12 protein-coding genes are annotated in these 13,783 nt (G+C 54.6%); 8 read left to right on the forward strand and 4 right to left on the reverse strand.

Annotated elements, in window-relative coordinates; genetic code table 11:
• Positions 1 to 134: 134 nt before the first annotated feature.
• Positions 135 to 1,106 carry a TerC family protein gene (locus tag ABIC79_RS19020; RefSeq protein WP_037034335.1) on the forward strand — a complete coding sequence of 324 codons (972 nt, stop codon included), beginning with the start codon at positions 135 to 137 and terminating at the stop codon, positions 1,104 to 1,106.
• Positions 1,107 to 1,183: 77 nt separating this feature from the next.
• On the opposite strand, the gene mgtA is transcribed toward ABIC79_RS19020, so the two are convergent.
• On the reverse strand, positions 1,184 to 3,886 hold the full coding sequence (gene mgtA / locus ABIC79_RS19025) for a magnesium-translocating P-type ATPase (protein ID WP_241916750.1): 2,703 nt from the start codon (positions 3,884 to 3,886) through the stop codon (positions 1,184 to 1,186).
• Between the two features lie 344 nt (positions 3,887 to 4,230).
• Here mgtA and treR point away from each other — a divergent pair, with 344 nt between their 5' ends.
• From treR to nrdG, 5 genes are all read left to right on the forward strand, one after another.
• Complete coding sequence (gene treR / locus ABIC79_RS19030; RefSeq protein ID WP_013573855.1) at positions 4,231 to 5,187, forward strand: trehalose operon repressor TreR; 957 nt, start codon at positions 4,231 to 4,233, stop codon at positions 5,185 to 5,187.
• Between the two features lie 152 nt (positions 5,188 to 5,339).
• Entirely contained in the window at positions 5,340 to 6,758 is a 1,419-nt protein-coding gene (gene treB / locus ABIC79_RS19035; protein WP_013573854.1) for a PTS trehalose transporter subunit IIBC, read from the forward strand.
• Between the two features lie 22 nt (positions 6,759 to 6,780).
• Positions 6,781 to 8,424, forward strand: a complete 1,644-nt coding sequence (treC, locus tag ABIC79_RS19040; protein WP_119261173.1) for an alpha,alpha-phosphotrehalase — start codon at positions 6,781 to 6,783, stop codon at positions 8,422 to 8,424.
• A 343-nt stretch (positions 8,425 to 8,767) separates the two neighbouring features.
• The gene (gene nrdD / locus ABIC79_RS19045) at positions 8,768 to 10,906 is read left to right on the forward strand and encodes an anaerobic ribonucleoside-triphosphate reductase (protein ID WP_354568248.1); all 2,139 of its coding nucleotides are present in this window, start codon (positions 8,768 to 8,770) and stop codon (positions 10,904 to 10,906) included.
• A gap of 4 nt (positions 10,907 to 10,910) precedes the next feature.
• Positions 10,911 to 11,375 (forward strand): anaerobic ribonucleoside-triphosphate reductase-activating protein, encoded by a 465-nt coding sequence (gene nrdG, locus ABIC79_RS19050; protein WP_013573851.1) that lies wholly within the window; start codon positions 10,911 to 10,913, stop codon positions 11,373 to 11,375.
• Between the two features lie 34 nt (positions 11,376 to 11,409).
• Here nrdG and ABIC79_RS19055 read toward each other — a convergent pair whose 3' ends face one another.
• The 3 genes from ABIC79_RS19055 to ABIC79_RS19065 form a co-directional block, all read right to left on the reverse strand.
• Complete coding sequence (locus tag ABIC79_RS19055) at positions 11,410 to 11,571, reverse strand: type II toxin-antitoxin system CcdA family antitoxin (protein ID WP_112152055.1); 162 nt, start codon at positions 11,569 to 11,571, stop codon at positions 11,410 to 11,412.
• Positions 11,572 to 11,691: 120 nt separating this feature from the next.
• Positions 11,692 to 11,979, reverse strand: a complete 288-nt coding sequence (locus ABIC79_RS19060) for a helix-turn-helix domain-containing protein (protein WP_013573849.1) — start codon at positions 11,977 to 11,979, stop codon at positions 11,692 to 11,694.
• Entirely contained in the window at positions 11,963 to 12,307 is a 345-nt protein-coding gene (locus ABIC79_RS19065) for a type II toxin-antitoxin system RelE/ParE family toxin (RefSeq protein WP_354568176.1), read from the reverse strand. Before ABIC79_RS19065 ends, ABIC79_RS19060 begins: the two co-directional genes overlap by 17 nt.
• A 304-nt stretch (positions 12,308 to 12,611) precedes the next feature.
• Here ABIC79_RS19065 and phnF point away from each other — a divergent pair, with 304 nt between their 5' ends.
• On the forward strand, positions 12,612 to 13,337 hold the full coding sequence (gene phnF / locus ABIC79_RS19070) for a phosphonate metabolism transcriptional regulator PhnF (protein WP_013573847.1): 726 nt from the start codon (positions 12,612 to 12,614) through the stop codon (positions 13,335 to 13,337).
• Entirely contained in the window at positions 13,338 to 13,781 is a 444-nt protein-coding gene (gene phnG / locus ABIC79_RS19075; protein WP_013573846.1) for a phosphonate C-P lyase system protein PhnG, read from the forward strand.
• The last annotated feature ends 2 nt before the right edge of the window (positions 13,782 to 13,783 follow it).

A 13,783-nucleotide genomic window follows, 5' to 3' on the forward strand; every position in this document is an offset into this window, starting at 1 on the left:
ACAAGATGAATACTTATCTTTGTAAGTGAGACCTTGCCGGAAGGCGAGGTTTGCTCACAGCTCAAAAAATGAGCGGCTAACGTCTTCCGACGCTGGCCGTTTTTTTTTGATGTTTTTTCGAGGATATCGCAATGATGAACTCCGTAGGCAACCCGATGTTGTGGGGCTCCTTTGCCGTGGTAGTGATAATTATGCTCGCGTTCGACCTGCTGTTGCAGGGTCGAAAAGGCGCGCAAACCATGAGTATGAAAAGTGCCGCGATGTGGTCGCTGGTGTGGATAGGCCTGTCGTTGCTGTTCAACTTCGGCTTCTGGTGGTATCTCAACGGCGAGTTTGGCCGTGAAGTGGCCGACGCCAAGGCCACCATGTTCCTGACCGGCTATCTGCTGGAAAAAGCGCTGGCGGTGGATAACGTCTTCGTCTGGCTGATCCTGTTCAGTTACTTCTCTATTCCTGCCAGCCTGCAACGCCGCGTACTGGTCTACGGCGTGCTCGGCGCCATCGTCCTGCGTACCGGCATGATTTTCGCCGGTAGCTGGCTGGTGGGGCAATTTAGCTGGATTTTGTACGTGTTCGGCGCATTCCTGCTGTTCACCGGTATCAAGATGGCGCTGGCGAAAGAAGACGACGGTGAGGTTGGCGAGAAGCCGATGATCCGCTGGCTGCGCAGCAAAATGCGCATGACCGATGAGTTGCAGGGTGAGAAGTTCTTTGTGCGACGTAACGGTATTTTGTTCGCTACTCCGCTGTTGCTGGTGCTGATTATGGTGGAACTGAGCGACGTGATTTTCGCAGTCGACAGTATTCCGGCTATCTTTGCGGTAACCACCGACCCGTTCATCGTCCTGACCTCTAACCTGTTTGCGATCCTCGGCCTGCGCGCGATGTACTTCCTGCTGGCAGGTGTGGCGGAACGTTTCTCGATGCTGAAATACGGTCTGGCGGTGATCCTGATTTTCATCGGTATCAAGATGCTGCTGCTCGACGTGTTCCACATTCCGGTCGGTATTTCGCTGGGCGTGATTGCGTCGATTCTGATCATCACCCTGCTGATTAACACCTGGGTGAACCGTCGTAACGATCGCAAGAACAACGCGCAGTCGTAATATTTCGAACTGATTAATGCAAAGCGCGGCCGCTTCACCGGTCGCGCTTTTTAGCATTCAGGATAGAATTTTAAAGATTACTGCCAGCCGTAACGGCGCACGAACCAGCCTTTCACGCACTGCGTCAGCACCATGTAGCCCGCCAGAATCGCGATCAGCCACGGGAAGTAGCTCAGCGGCAATGCCTGCAATTGCAGGAATCCGGCAACCGGCGAGTAGATCAGTGAAATACCGGTGATCACCACCATCAGCGTCATGATGCACAGCGGCCAGGACGCGCGGCTCTGAATAAACGGCACTTTGCGGGTGCGGATCATGTGCACGATCAGCGTCTGCGACAGCAGCCCTTCAATGAACCAGCCGGACTGGAACAACGTCTGCGCCTCCACCGTATTGGCTTTAAACACCCACCACATCAGGCTGAAAGTCAGAATGTCGAAGACGGAACTGATCGGCCCGAAGAACACCATAAAACGGCCAATATCCCCGGCGTTCCAGCGCTGCGGTTTCGCCAGTTGCTCTTCATCTACGTTATCAAACGGGATCGCCACCTGAGACACATCGTAAATCAGGTTCTGAATCAGCAGATGCAGCGGCAACATTGGCAGGAACGGCAAAAAGGCGCTGGCGACCAGCACGCTGAACACGTTACCAAAGTTGGAACTGGCAGTCATTTTGATGTATTTCAGCATGTTGGCGAAAGTTCTGCGCCCTTCCGTCACGCCCTGCTCCAGCACCATCAGGCTTTTTTCCAGCAGAATAATATCGGCCGCTTCTTTGGCGATATCCACCGCAGAATCCACGGAAATCCCAATGTCCGCCGCACGCAGCGCAGGCGCGTCGTTGATGCCGTCGCCCATAAATCCAACCACATGCCCTTCGCCGCGCAGTACGCGCACAATGCGTTCTTTGTGCATCGGTGTCAGTTTGGCAAATACCGTGGTTTCGCGGGCGACGTTCAGCAGTTGCACATCGTCAAGCGCATCGATATCGCTGCCGATCACGACGTTATCGGCCTGTAATCCCACATCTTTGCAGACTTTACGCGCCACCAGCGGATTGTCGCCGGTGAGGATTTTCACCGTCACGCCTTTGCGTTGCAGTGCATCCAGCGCCGGTGCGGTGCTTTCTTTTGGCGGATCGAGGAATGCGATATACCCGGCCAGGATCAGGCCGGACTCATCGGTCACGCCGTAGCCCTGCGGGCGCGATGGCATCACTTTATGCGCCACGGCTACCACGCGCAGCCCCTGCTGATTGAGATCGTCAGTAATGCGGCGGATACGCGCCAGCAGCACATCGGTCAGCGGCACAATCTCACCGTTGAGCTGCACCAGCGTACAAATCGACAGCATTTCTTCCAGCGCGCCTTTGCAAATCAGGCGGTGATTCTGGTCGTTTTCGGCGACGACGACAGACATACGGCGACGGTCGAAATCAAACGGAATTTCATCCACTTTCAGCGAGTTATGCGCCGGACCGGCATCGCCTGCTTCCAGCACCGCAACATCCAGCAGGTTTTTCAGGCCGGTTTGATAATGGCTGTTCAGCCACGCCAGATGCAGCACCTCATCACTGGTCACGCCCAGCACATCAGTGTGGCGCTCGAGCACGATTTTATCCTGCGTCAGCGTGCCGGTTTTATCCGTGCAGAGGATATCCATTGCGCCGAAGTTCTGTATCGCATCCAGACGTTTGACGATCACCTTCTGGCGGGAGAGTTTTACCGCGCCTTTGGCCAGCGTGGAAGTCACAATCATCGGCAGCATTTCCGGCGTCAACCCGACCGCCACGGAGAGCGCAAACAGTGCGGCTTCCCACCAGTCGCCTTTGGTGTAACCGTTGATCACCAGCACCACAGGTGTCATTACCATCATAAAGCGGATCAGCAGCCAGCTGACTTTGCTGATCCCGGCCTGGAACGCGTTTGGCTGTGTATCTTCCTGTACCACACGTTCGGCAAGCTGACCGAACCAGGTTTTGCTGCCGGTGGCGATCACCATCGCAATCGCCGTGCCGCTCACCACGTTGGTGCCCATAAAACACAGGGTGTTCAGTTCAAGCGGATCAGCCGCAACCGGTTTTTTCTCGCAGGCGTGTTTTTCCACCGGCAGGGATTCACCGGTCAGCGCCGCCTGGCTGATAAACAAATCCTTGGCCGAAAGAATGCGCAGGTCTGCCGGGATCATATCGCCCGCTGACAATTTGATCAGGTCACCCGGCACCAGTTGGCTGATCGGGATTTCCACTGTTTCGCTGCGTCCGGTTTGCGCGTCACTGCGCAGCACGGTCGCGGTGTTGCTGACCATCGCTTTCAGCGCATCGGCGGCTTTATTGGAACGCGCCTCCTGAATGAAATGCATGAAAGTAGAAATAAACACCATCGCGCCAATCACCAGCGCTGCCGTTAAATCGTCGGTGGCGTAAGACACCAGCCCGAGCACGGTCAGCAGCAGATTGAACGGATTGCGGTAGCAGTGCCACAGATGCAGCCACCAGGGTGCCGGTTGCTGATCGCCGGTCTGATTCAGGCCGGAAACTTCGCGAATTGCATCGGCTTCCTGCGCAGTCAGCCCTTCCGGATGACTGGAAAATTGCAGGTAAAGCTGGTCTTCGGTGGCGCGGGCACAGGCCTGACAATGCGCCGACATAGCGGCAGGGATGGCCTGCACTGCACGGGCAGATACGTTTTCCAGCATCGGATCGCGGCGGACTAAGCGGCGCGGTAAATTACGGCTGAGCGCACTGAGCAGCCGGGAAGTGAAATTTTTGAACATCATTCGCACCTTTGTTGCGCCCACGGCGAAGCCGCCATGAGCATGGCAAAAGGGTTGTTAAAAACAGGGCGAACGAAAAGACGTGCGCCACTGCCTGCCAGGTAAAGTCACGGCAAGCAGCGGCAAAAATGCGGGTGCTTACCGGATCACAACGGACCTACAGAATTGGGGTCGGGTTCCATGGGTTTTCACCTCCGGTAAGGAACGGTTTGGAAATTCATACGCATCGGGTATAAAAATCCGTTAGGGTAACGGCACGGGATGACGCGTACATCATCTCCGGCGAGCGCAGTATACGCCGGTTAACTACAACCAATTTTAAACCTGACCCTCATTCACCTTAAAACATGACCCAGCAAAATCGCCTGACCATTAATGATATTGCCCGCCTGAGCGGTGTCGGAAAATCCACGGTTTCCCGCGTTTTGAATAACGAAGGCAACGTCAGCCCGCAAACCCGTGAACGGGTGTTGCAGGTGATTGAACAACAGCATTTCAGTCCGTCGAAATCGGCGCGGGCCATGCGCGGGTTCAGCGACAAAATTGTGGCGATTATCGTGTCGCGTCTCGACTCTCCTTCGGAAAATCTGGCCGTACGCGCCATGTTGCCGCTGTTTTATCAGCAAGGGTATGACCCGATTGTGCTGGAAAGTCAGTTCAGCGCAGAGCGCGTGAAAGAGCATTTGCAGGTGCTGAAACAGCGCAATATCGATGGCATTGTGCTGTTTGGTTTCACCGGACTTTCAGCCCAAATGCTGACGCCCTGGCAGGATAAAATGGTGGTGCTGGCACGCGATATGCCGGGGCTATCTTCGGTGTGTTATGACGATGCGGGTGCGGTGCAGTTGCTGATGCAAAAACTGCTGGCGCAGAACATACGGGAGATTGGCTTTATCGGTGTTTCGCCGCAGGACACCACCACCGGCCAGCGCCGCAGCGCGGCCTTTCGGACTTTTTGTAAAGAGCATGGCCTGACACCGCACATTGCGCTGGGCGAACTGACCTATCAGAGCGGCTTCGACCTGATCCCGCAGTTGCTGAAAAATAATATTCAGGCCGTCGTCTGCGCGTCCGACACCATTGCCATCGGCGCACAAAAATACCTGCAACAGCAGCAAATCCGTGGCGTGCAGGTATGCGGTATCGGCAACAACCCGCTCCTGCATTTCCTGTTCCCGGAATCGTATTCAGTAGAACTCGGCTATGGCGCGGGCGGCGAAGCAGCGGCCAAACAATTACTGGCGCAGCTCAGCGGTTCCACCACGGTGCGGCAGCTGATTATCCCCGGAAAGCTTGCTTTCTGAATCCCCCGCCTTTCTGACCTTTGCCTTTCTAAAAAGTAAAAACTTTGTGATCGTCCCGGCAAAACCGGGAACGTTCCCGGACAAGTTCCCACCGCCTTCGCTATGCTTGAACCGTACCCTACACTCTTACGCAAAATCACAGGCCACTTCCCATGAGCAAAGTTAAGCAACAGGATGTTGATCAGCTGATCGCCCTCGTTGGCGGCAGCGACAATATCGCGATGGTGACTCACTGCATTACGCGTCTTCGTTTTGTCCTCAATGACCCGTCCAAAGCCGACCCGAAAGGTCTCGAAGCCCTGCCGATGGTCAAAGGCTGCTTCACCAACGCCGGTCAGTTCCAGGTGGTTATCGGGCCGGAAGTGGATGATTACTACAAAGTTCTGATCGCCAGCACCGGTAAAAGTGCGGCCGGAAAAGAACAGGCAAAAGTTGCCGCCCGCCAGAATATGAGCTGGTTTGAGCGCAGCATTTCTCACTTTGCGGAAATCTTTTTCCCGCTGTTACCGGCGCTGATCAGCGGCGGTTTAATTCTCGGTTTCCGCAATGTTATCGGCGAAATTCCGATGAGCGGCGGCCAGACGCTGGCGCAGATGCACCCGCTGTGGCAATCCATTTACGACTTCCTCTGGCTGCTTGGCGAAGCCGTGTTTATGTTCCTGCCGGTGGCGGTGTGCTGGTCGACGGTCAGAAAAATGGGCGGCACCGAAATCCTCGGGATTGTGCTTGGCATAACGCTGGTATCGCCGCAACTGATGAACTCCTACAACCTCGGGCAGCAAATCCCTGAAGTGTGGAATTTCGGCTGGTTCACCATCGAAAAGGTCGGTTATCAGGCGCAGGTTATTCCTTCCGTTCTCGCCGGTATGGCGCTGGCGATGATCGAAAATGGCCTGAAACGCATCGTGCCTAATTATCTGTATCTGGTGATTGTGCCCGTCAGCTCGCTGATTATTGCCGTATTCCTGGCGCACACGCTGATCGGGCCGTTTGGCCGCATGGTGGGCGACGGCGTGGCTTTCGCGGTGAAATTCATCATGACCGGCAGCCTCGCACCCATCGGTGCCGCGCTGTTTGGTTTCCTCTATGCGCCACTGGTCATCACCGGCGTGCATCAGACCACCCTTGCCATCGACATGCAGATGGTGCAAAGCACCGGCGGAACCCCGGTGTGGCCGCTGATCGCCCTGTCCAATATTGCGCAAGCCGCTGCGGTCGTCGGCGTGATTATCGTCAGCCGCAAACATAATGAGCGCGAGATCTCCGTGCCCGCAGCGATATCCGCGTTCCTCGGCGTAACCGAACCGGCGATGTACGGCATCAACCTGAAATACCGCTTCCCGATGCTGTGCGCAATGATTGGCTCGGCCGGTGCCGGCCTGATTTGCGGCCTGTTCCACGTCACGGCCAACGGCATCGGCGTCGGCGGCTTACCGGGTATTTTGTCCATCAAACCGCAGTTCTGGAGTATTTACGCACTGGCCATGCTGGTGGCGATCGTGGTGCCGATTATCCTGACCGTGCTGGTTTATCAGCGGAAAGCCCGCCGGGGTGAACTGGCAGTGGTGTAAGACATTCAAGAAGGAAAATGGAATGAACAGCGAATTGCCGTGGTGGAAAAACGGCGTGATTTACCAGATTTATCCCAAGAGTTTTCAGGACACCACGGGCAGCGGCACCGGTGATATCAACGGCATCACACAGCGTCTGGATTACCTGAAAACCCTTGGCGTTGATGCGATATGGCTGACACCGCTGTACCTGTCGCCGCAGATTGATAACGGCTACGACGTGGCCGATTACTGCGAGATTGACCCGGCTTACGGCACGCTCGAAGACTTTGAACGGCTGACTGCAGAAGCGCATCAGCGTGGGATCCGCATCGTGATGGATATGGTGTTTAATCATACCTCGACGCATCACGAGTGGTTCCGCCAGTCGCAGGATGCGGGCAGCCCGTTCCGGCCTTTCTATATCTGGCGTGATGGGGCAACGGAGGGCGGACCGCCGAATAACTGGCGATCCAAATTCGGTGGCGGTGCCTGGCAATGGCACGAAACCAGCGGCCAGTATTACCTGCATCTGTTCGCCACCGAGCAGGCCGATCTGAACTGGGAATACCCGCCGGTGCGCGAGGCGCTGAAAAAAGTCTGCCAGTTCTGGGCGGATAAGGGCGTCGACGGACTGCGTCTGGACGTGATCAATCTGGTGTCGAAACAACAGGATTTCCCGACCGACGATGCCGGTGATGGCCGGCGCTTTTACACTGACGGTCCGCGTATTCATGAGTTCTTACAGGAATTCAGCCGTGACGTATTTAAGCCGCTGGGGCTGATGACCGTCGGCGAAATGTCTTCAACAAAGCTGGAGCATTGTCGCCGCTACGCCGCCAATGACGGCAGCGAACTGTCGATGACCTTTAACTTCCATCACCTGAAAGTCGATTATCCGAACGGTGAAAAATGGGCCGATGCACCGCCGGATTTCGTGCAGCTCAAGCAGATTTTCCGCGAGTGGCAGCAGGGAATGCACGGTCACGCCTGGAATGCGCTGTTCTGGTGTAATCACGATCAGCCGCGCATTGTGTCGCGCTTTGGCGATGAAGGCGCGCTGCGCGCGACATCTGCCAAAATGCTGGCAATGGTGCTGCACGGCCTGCAGGGTACGCCGTATATTTATCAGGGCGAGGAAATCGGCATGACCAATCCGGGCTTTGAACATCTCGAACAATATCGCGATGTGGAAAGCCTGAATATGTTTGCCGAACTGAAAACTGACGGGCGCAGCAACGAAGAACTGTTGCGCATTCTGGCGAAGAAATCGCGGGACAACTCACGTACGCCGATGCAGTGGAATGCCGGGGAACAGGCCGGATTTACTTCCGGCACGCCGTGGATTTCCGTCAGCCACAACGCGCAGGACATCAATACCGAACAGGCACTGGCGGATAAAGACTCGGTATTTTATCTGTATCAGCAACTGATCCGCCTGCGCAAAACGCTGCCGGTTCTGACCGATGGCGATTATCAGGATTTGCTGCCGGAACATCCGCAGTTGTGGTGTTATACCCGTCAGGCGTCAGGCAAAACCTTGCGCGTGGTGGCAAACCTGAGCGGGCAGGAGCAGACACTTACGCTGGCAGAATTAGATGGCAACACGCTGCTGAGTAATTACGCCTCGCCTGCCATTTCCGGCACGCTTCGTCCGTACGAATGTCTCTGGCAACTCGCCGGATAGTCTGAATTTCCCCTTCTGTCGGGTCGGTCACAGTCGTGGCTGACCCGTTTATTTTGTATGCATCCCCTTATAAAACAACAGGCAAAATTCAGGCCAGAATTTACATTTGGTCATCAATTCCTCCGCCGAAAAAATTCTTTGTTTCAGGTCAATAAAATGAGAATTAACGCTCGCGTAGATCCTACATCTAGTGTGTATAGTACACACCCAACCCAATATATAGCGGTTTTCCGCAAATGCCACACAACCGGCCTGTAAGCCTTGTGGGGCGCGGGATCCGCCCAAAAGGAGTATCATTGTGAAGGCAGACAGACAGGAAACCGTACCCGCAAAATCCACCAAAATGCAGCCCATCGTGATTAAGCGGGATGGTTGTCAGGTCCCTTTCGATGAAGTTCTGATCAAACAAGCGGTGCAACGCGCAGCCGAAGCCGCCGGTATCGACAGCATTGGTTATTGCGCGCAGGTTGCCCGTATTGTGGCAGAGAATCTGCAAGATCAGGCGCGTGTCGATATCCATGAAATTCAGGATGCGGTTGAAAACCAGCTGATGGCGGGGCCGCACAAGAAACTGGCGCGTGCCTATATTGAATACCGCCATGACCGCGACGTGAAACGTGAAATGCGCGGACGCCTGAATCAGGAAATCCGTGGTCTGGTTGAGCAAAGCAATATGGCGCTGCTCAACGAAAACGCCAACAAAGACAGCAAAGTTATCCCGACCCAGCGCGATTTACTCGCCGGGATTGTGGCCAAGCATTACGCCAAACAGCATATTTTACCCCGTGACGTGGTGCTGGCGCATGAACGCGGGGAAATTCACTATCATGATCTGGATTATTCGCCGTTCTTCCCGATGTTTAACTGCATGTTGATCGACCTGAAAGGCATGCTGAATCACGGTTTCAAAATGGGCAATGCCGAAATTGACACGCCAAAGTCGATTTCAACGGCAACCGCCGTCACCGCACAGATTATCGCGCAGGTCGCCAGCCACATTTACGGCGGCACCACCATTAACCGCATCGACGAAGTGCTGGCGCCGTTTGTTACCGCCAGCTTCAACAAACATCGTCAGACCGCTGAAGAATGGCAGATTGCCGATGCCGAAGCGTTCGCCCGTAACCGTACCGAGAAAGAGTGTTATGACGCATTCCAGTCGCTGGAATATGAAGTCAATACGCTGCACACCGCCAACGGCCAGACGCCGTTTGTTACCTTCGGTTTCGGTCTCGGCACGTCGTGGGAATCACGCCTGATCCAGCAGTCTATTTTGCGTAACCGCATTGCCGGGCTGGGTAAAAACCGCAAAACCGCCGTCTTCCCGAAACTGGTGTTTGCCATCCGCGACGGCCTGAACCATAAAACCGGCGATGCCAATTACGACATCAAGCAACTGGCTCTCGAATGCGCCAGCAAGCGCATGTATCCGGACATTCTTAATTATGATCAGGTGGTGAAAGTCACCGGTTCCTTCAAAACCCCGATGGGCTGCCGCAGTTTCCTGGGCGTTTACGAAGAGAACGGCGAAATGATCCACGAAGGCCGCAACAATATCGGTGTGATCAGCCTGAACCTGCCGCGTATCGCGCTGGAAGCCAAACGCGATGAAGCGGCGTTCTGGACACTGCTCGACGAGCGTTTATTGCTGGCGAAAAAAGCGCTGATGACCCGCATTGCGCGTCTCGAAGGCATCAAGGCCCGCGTTGCGCCGATCCTGTACATGGAAGGCGCCTGCGGTGTGCGTCTGAAAGCCGACGACGATATTTCCGGCATCTTCAAAAATGGTCGTGCGTCGATTTCACTCGGCTACATCGGCGTGCATGAAACCATTAACGCGCTGTTCGGCGATCAGACCCACGTGTTCGATGCCAGTCAGTTACGCGAAAAAGCCGTGGCGATTGTCGCCCGCCTGAAAGCCGCCACCGACAGCTGGAAAGACGAAACGGGTTACGGCTTCAGCCTGTACAGCACGCCGAGCGAAAACCTGTGCGACCGTTTCTGTCGTCTGGATAAAGCCGAATTCGGCCTGGTGGCCGGTGTCACCGATAAAGGTTATTACACCAACAGCTTCCATCTTGACGTCGAGAAGAAAGTCAATCCGTATGAAAAACTCGATTTCGAAGCACCGTATCCGCCACTGAGCAACGGCGGGTTCATCTGCTACGGCGAATACCCAAACCTGCAGCACAACCTGAAAGCGCTGGAAGACGTGTGGGATTACAGTTACACCCGCGTGCCGTATTACGGTACCAATACGCCAATCGATGAATGCTACGACTGCGGCTATACCGGTGAATTCGAATGCACCAGCAAAGGCTTCACCTGCCCGAAATGTGGCAATCACGAGCCTTCCCGCGTGTCGGTCACCCGCCGCGTGTGCGGTTATCTCGGCAGCCCGGATGCGCGTCCGTTTAACGCCGGTAAGCAGGAAGAAGTGAAGCGCCGGATAAAACATCTGGGTAACGGTCAGCTGGGTTAATATTTTGAGATTCCATCAATATTATCCAATCGACGTAGTGAACGGGCCGGGAACACGCTGCGTGCTGTTCGTTTCCGGCTGCGTCCACGAATGCCGCGGGTGCTATAACAAAAGCACCTGGCGGCTGGATTCCGGCAAACTCTTTACGCAGGAAGACGAAGACCGCATCATCGCCGATCTGCAAAACACGGTGATCCCGCGTCAGGGTTTGACGCTCTCCGGCGGCGATCCGCTGCATCCGCAGAACCTGTCGGCGGTGCGCCAGTTGTTAGTGCGCGTACAGGCGGAATGCCCTGGCAAAGATGTGTGGATGTGGACAGGTTATACGCTCGGGGAACTGAGTGCTGAACAGCAGGAAGTCACCGCGTTAATCAACGTGCTGGTCGACGGGAAGTTCGTGCAGGAACTGAAAGACCCGTCGCTTATCTGGCGCGGCAGCGGCAATCAGGTGATTCATTATTTGCGTTAATGCTTTCAGAGGGGAAATTATTCCCCTCACTTTTCTAAAATGCACGCTGATAATCAGAAAACGAACCATGTTCTTCGACGTATTTATTTATCGCCTCAATTCCTTTTTGATTTTCACGCCTCCATTTCTGCGCAGGTGTTTCGGGTATTAACGTAACAGGTAAATCGTTGAATTCACGATTGAGTGCTTCTGACATACAAAGTCCTTTTGTAATTAATGTTTAAAAATACATCCGACAACCAGAGTGTAATTTGTACTGTTCATCCCGTAAATCCCCCTCTTTCATTCCTGCGGGACGTCTTCCAACTCTTCATTTTCACACCAGTGCTTTCCCACCGATTTCAATGTGGGTGATATGCAAATCCGCGCTCGCCAGCATGTTGACCAGCATATCAATACTGAATACTGAGATTTTACCGCGTACCAGATCCGATATGCGTGGCTGAGTGACTCCGAAAAACTTCGCAGCCTGAGCCTGAGTCATTTTGTTCTTTTCGATATGTGCAGTAAGAACCATCATTAATTTAGAGCGTATTTTCATATTCTCAGCTTCCTGGGGCGTTTCTTCGATGGCATCCCAGATATTGTCAAAACTCTGAATCATTTTTCCTCCGGCTTACTTCTGATTTATAGCGTTTTTTAGCCAGCTCCAGATCATGATGATTCGTGGCCTGGGATTTTTTCTGAAAGCAGTGCAGCACATAAATGGCTTCTTTAAATTTGGCGATATACAAAATCCGGTAGATACGCTCCGTATCTTTAATCCGTAATTCGCGCACCCCCATCCCTACATCCGGCATGGGTTTCCAGTCAAAAGGCATTTCCCCATGTTGCACCCGATGTAACTGGTACCCTGCTTCCCGACGAGCCTGCAAGGGAAAACGCTGTAAATCCGCCAAACTGCCGTCGACAAAGAAAATCCTTTTCATCATACCTTCCTGAATGAAATATACAAAAATTTATATAATAGAACAAAAGATCGCCTTGCTAAATTTCGGTATCCGCCGCGCCGGAGAAATGTAATTCCCTCCTGATAGCCCGTAAATCCCCCGCTTTCATTCCTGCGGGACGTCTTCCAACTCTTCACTTTCCTGCAACCAGACCTTCACCCAATTGTCACTTAGCGCGCCCAAGATGATGCCAACGCCACACTGAGGTTTGCATCATGACCCTTTCATACCGCTTTCAAATTTCCCCTGCTACTGCCCGTTTCTACTGCGCGAGGTATTTATTGTGATGAACTTATCTAGACATCCGACCAGTCACGCCAGGGTGTATCAGCAAATCGCTGCCGAGCTGGAACAGGAACTGCGTAACGGTTACCGCTGCGGCGATTATCTGCCGCCGGAACAACAACTTGCCGAACGTTTTCAGGTAAATCGCCATACGCTGCGCCGTGCGGTGGATGAACTGGTGGATCGCGGCTGGCTGCAACGCAGGCAGGGCATTGGCACGCTGGTGCTGATGCGTCCTTACGATTATCCGCTGCATTCGCAGGCGCGGTTCAGCCAGAACCTGCTGGATCAGGGCAGCCATCCGACCAGCGAACGTCTGCTGGCGGTGCTGCGTCCGGCGACCGATCACGTCGCGGCGGCGCTGTCACGTCAGGAAGGCGACACAATTATTCACCTGCGTACGCTGCGCCGCGTTAACGGCGTGCCGGTCTGTGTGATTGACCACTATTTGCCCGATCTCGACTGGTGGCCTGCATTGCAAAATTTCCATAACGGCTCGCTGCACGATTTTATCCGTGAAGAAATTAAGCAAAAGCTCAGCCGCCGCACCACCCGCATCAATGCCCGCCGCGCGCTGGCAAAAGAGAGCAAATTACTCGAAATCGTCCCGCAGGCACCGCTGCTGTGTGTCCGCACCCTGAACATTTGTGAAGGCAGCGATACGGTGGCGGAATACTCCGTCAGCCTGACGCGCGCCGACATGATCGAACTGACCATGGAGCACTGAATGGATCACCTGCAAACCCGCCAGCGCTGGATGTCGGTGCTGGCTCACAGCCGTCCCGATGAGCTGCTCGCCCACTGGCAGCCGCTGAATTTGTCCCCGCAATTTGAGCGCATCCGCGCCGCTGAAACCGGTCTGACCCAGCTTCAGGGGCGCATGGGCGGAACCGGCAAACGTTTTGTGATGGGCGATATGACCGTCACCCGCGCCGTCATTCAGTTAGACGGTGGCGTCTACGGCTACAGCTACGTCAGTGGTCGCAATAAACCGCACGCCGAACTGTGCGCGGTTATTGACGGCCTGCTGCAAATGCAGGGCATGGATGAACTGCTGCATAAACGCGTGATAGCGCCTCTGGCTGCGCTGCAACAGGAACGCCGCCAGCAACGCGCCCGCGAGGTGGCTTCCAGCCGCGTCGATTTCTTTACTCTGGTTCGCGGAGAATAACT

Source organism: Rahnella sp. 2050 (genome assembly GCF_040544515.1).
Lineage (GTDB): Bacteria > Pseudomonadota > Gammaproteobacteria > Enterobacterales > Enterobacteriaceae > Rahnella > Rahnella aceris.

What these genes read in the sequence shown, in the direction of transcription:
- ABIC79_RS19020 (WP_037034335.1), top strand. Translation starts at nt 135, where the DNA reads ATGAACTCCGTAGGCAACCCGATGTTGTGGGGCTCCTTTGCCGTGGTA.
- mgtA (WP_241916750.1), bottom strand. Translation starts at nt 3,886, where the DNA reads ATGATGTTCAAAAATTTCACTTCCCGGCTGCTCAGTGCGCTCAGCCGT.
- treR (WP_013573855.1), top strand. Translation starts at nt 4,231, where the DNA reads ATGACCCAGCAAAATCGCCTGACCATTAATGATATTGCCCGCCTGAGC.
- treB (WP_013573854.1), top strand. Translation starts at nt 5,340, where the DNA reads ATGAGCAAAGTTAAGCAACAGGATGTTGATCAGCTGATCGCCCTCGTT.
- treC (WP_119261173.1), top strand. Translation starts at nt 6,781, where the DNA reads ATGAACAGCGAATTGCCGTGGTGGAAAAACGGCGTGATTTACCAGATT.
- nrdD (WP_354568248.1), top strand. Translation starts at nt 8,768, where the DNA reads ATGCAGCCCATCGTGATTAAGCGGGATGGTTGTCAGGTCCCTTTCGAT.
- ABIC79_RS19055 (WP_112152055.1), bottom strand. Translation starts at nt 11,571, where the DNA reads ATGTCAGAAGCACTCAATCGTGAATTCAACGATTTACCTGTTACGTTA.
- ABIC79_RS19060 (WP_013573849.1), bottom strand. Translation starts at nt 11,979, where the DNA reads ATGATTCAGAGTTTTGACAATATCTGGGATGCCATCGAAGAAACGCCC.
- ABIC79_RS19065 (WP_354568176.1), bottom strand. Translation starts at nt 12,307, where the DNA reads ATGATGAAAAGGATTTTCTTTGTCGACGGCAGTTTGGCGGATTTACAG.
- phnF (WP_013573847.1), top strand. Translation starts at nt 12,612, where the DNA reads ATGAACTTATCTAGACATCCGACCAGTCACGCCAGGGTGTATCAGCAA.
- phnG (WP_013573846.1), top strand. Translation starts at nt 13,338, where the DNA reads ATGGATCACCTGCAAACCCGCCAGCGCTGGATGTCGGTGCTGGCTCAC.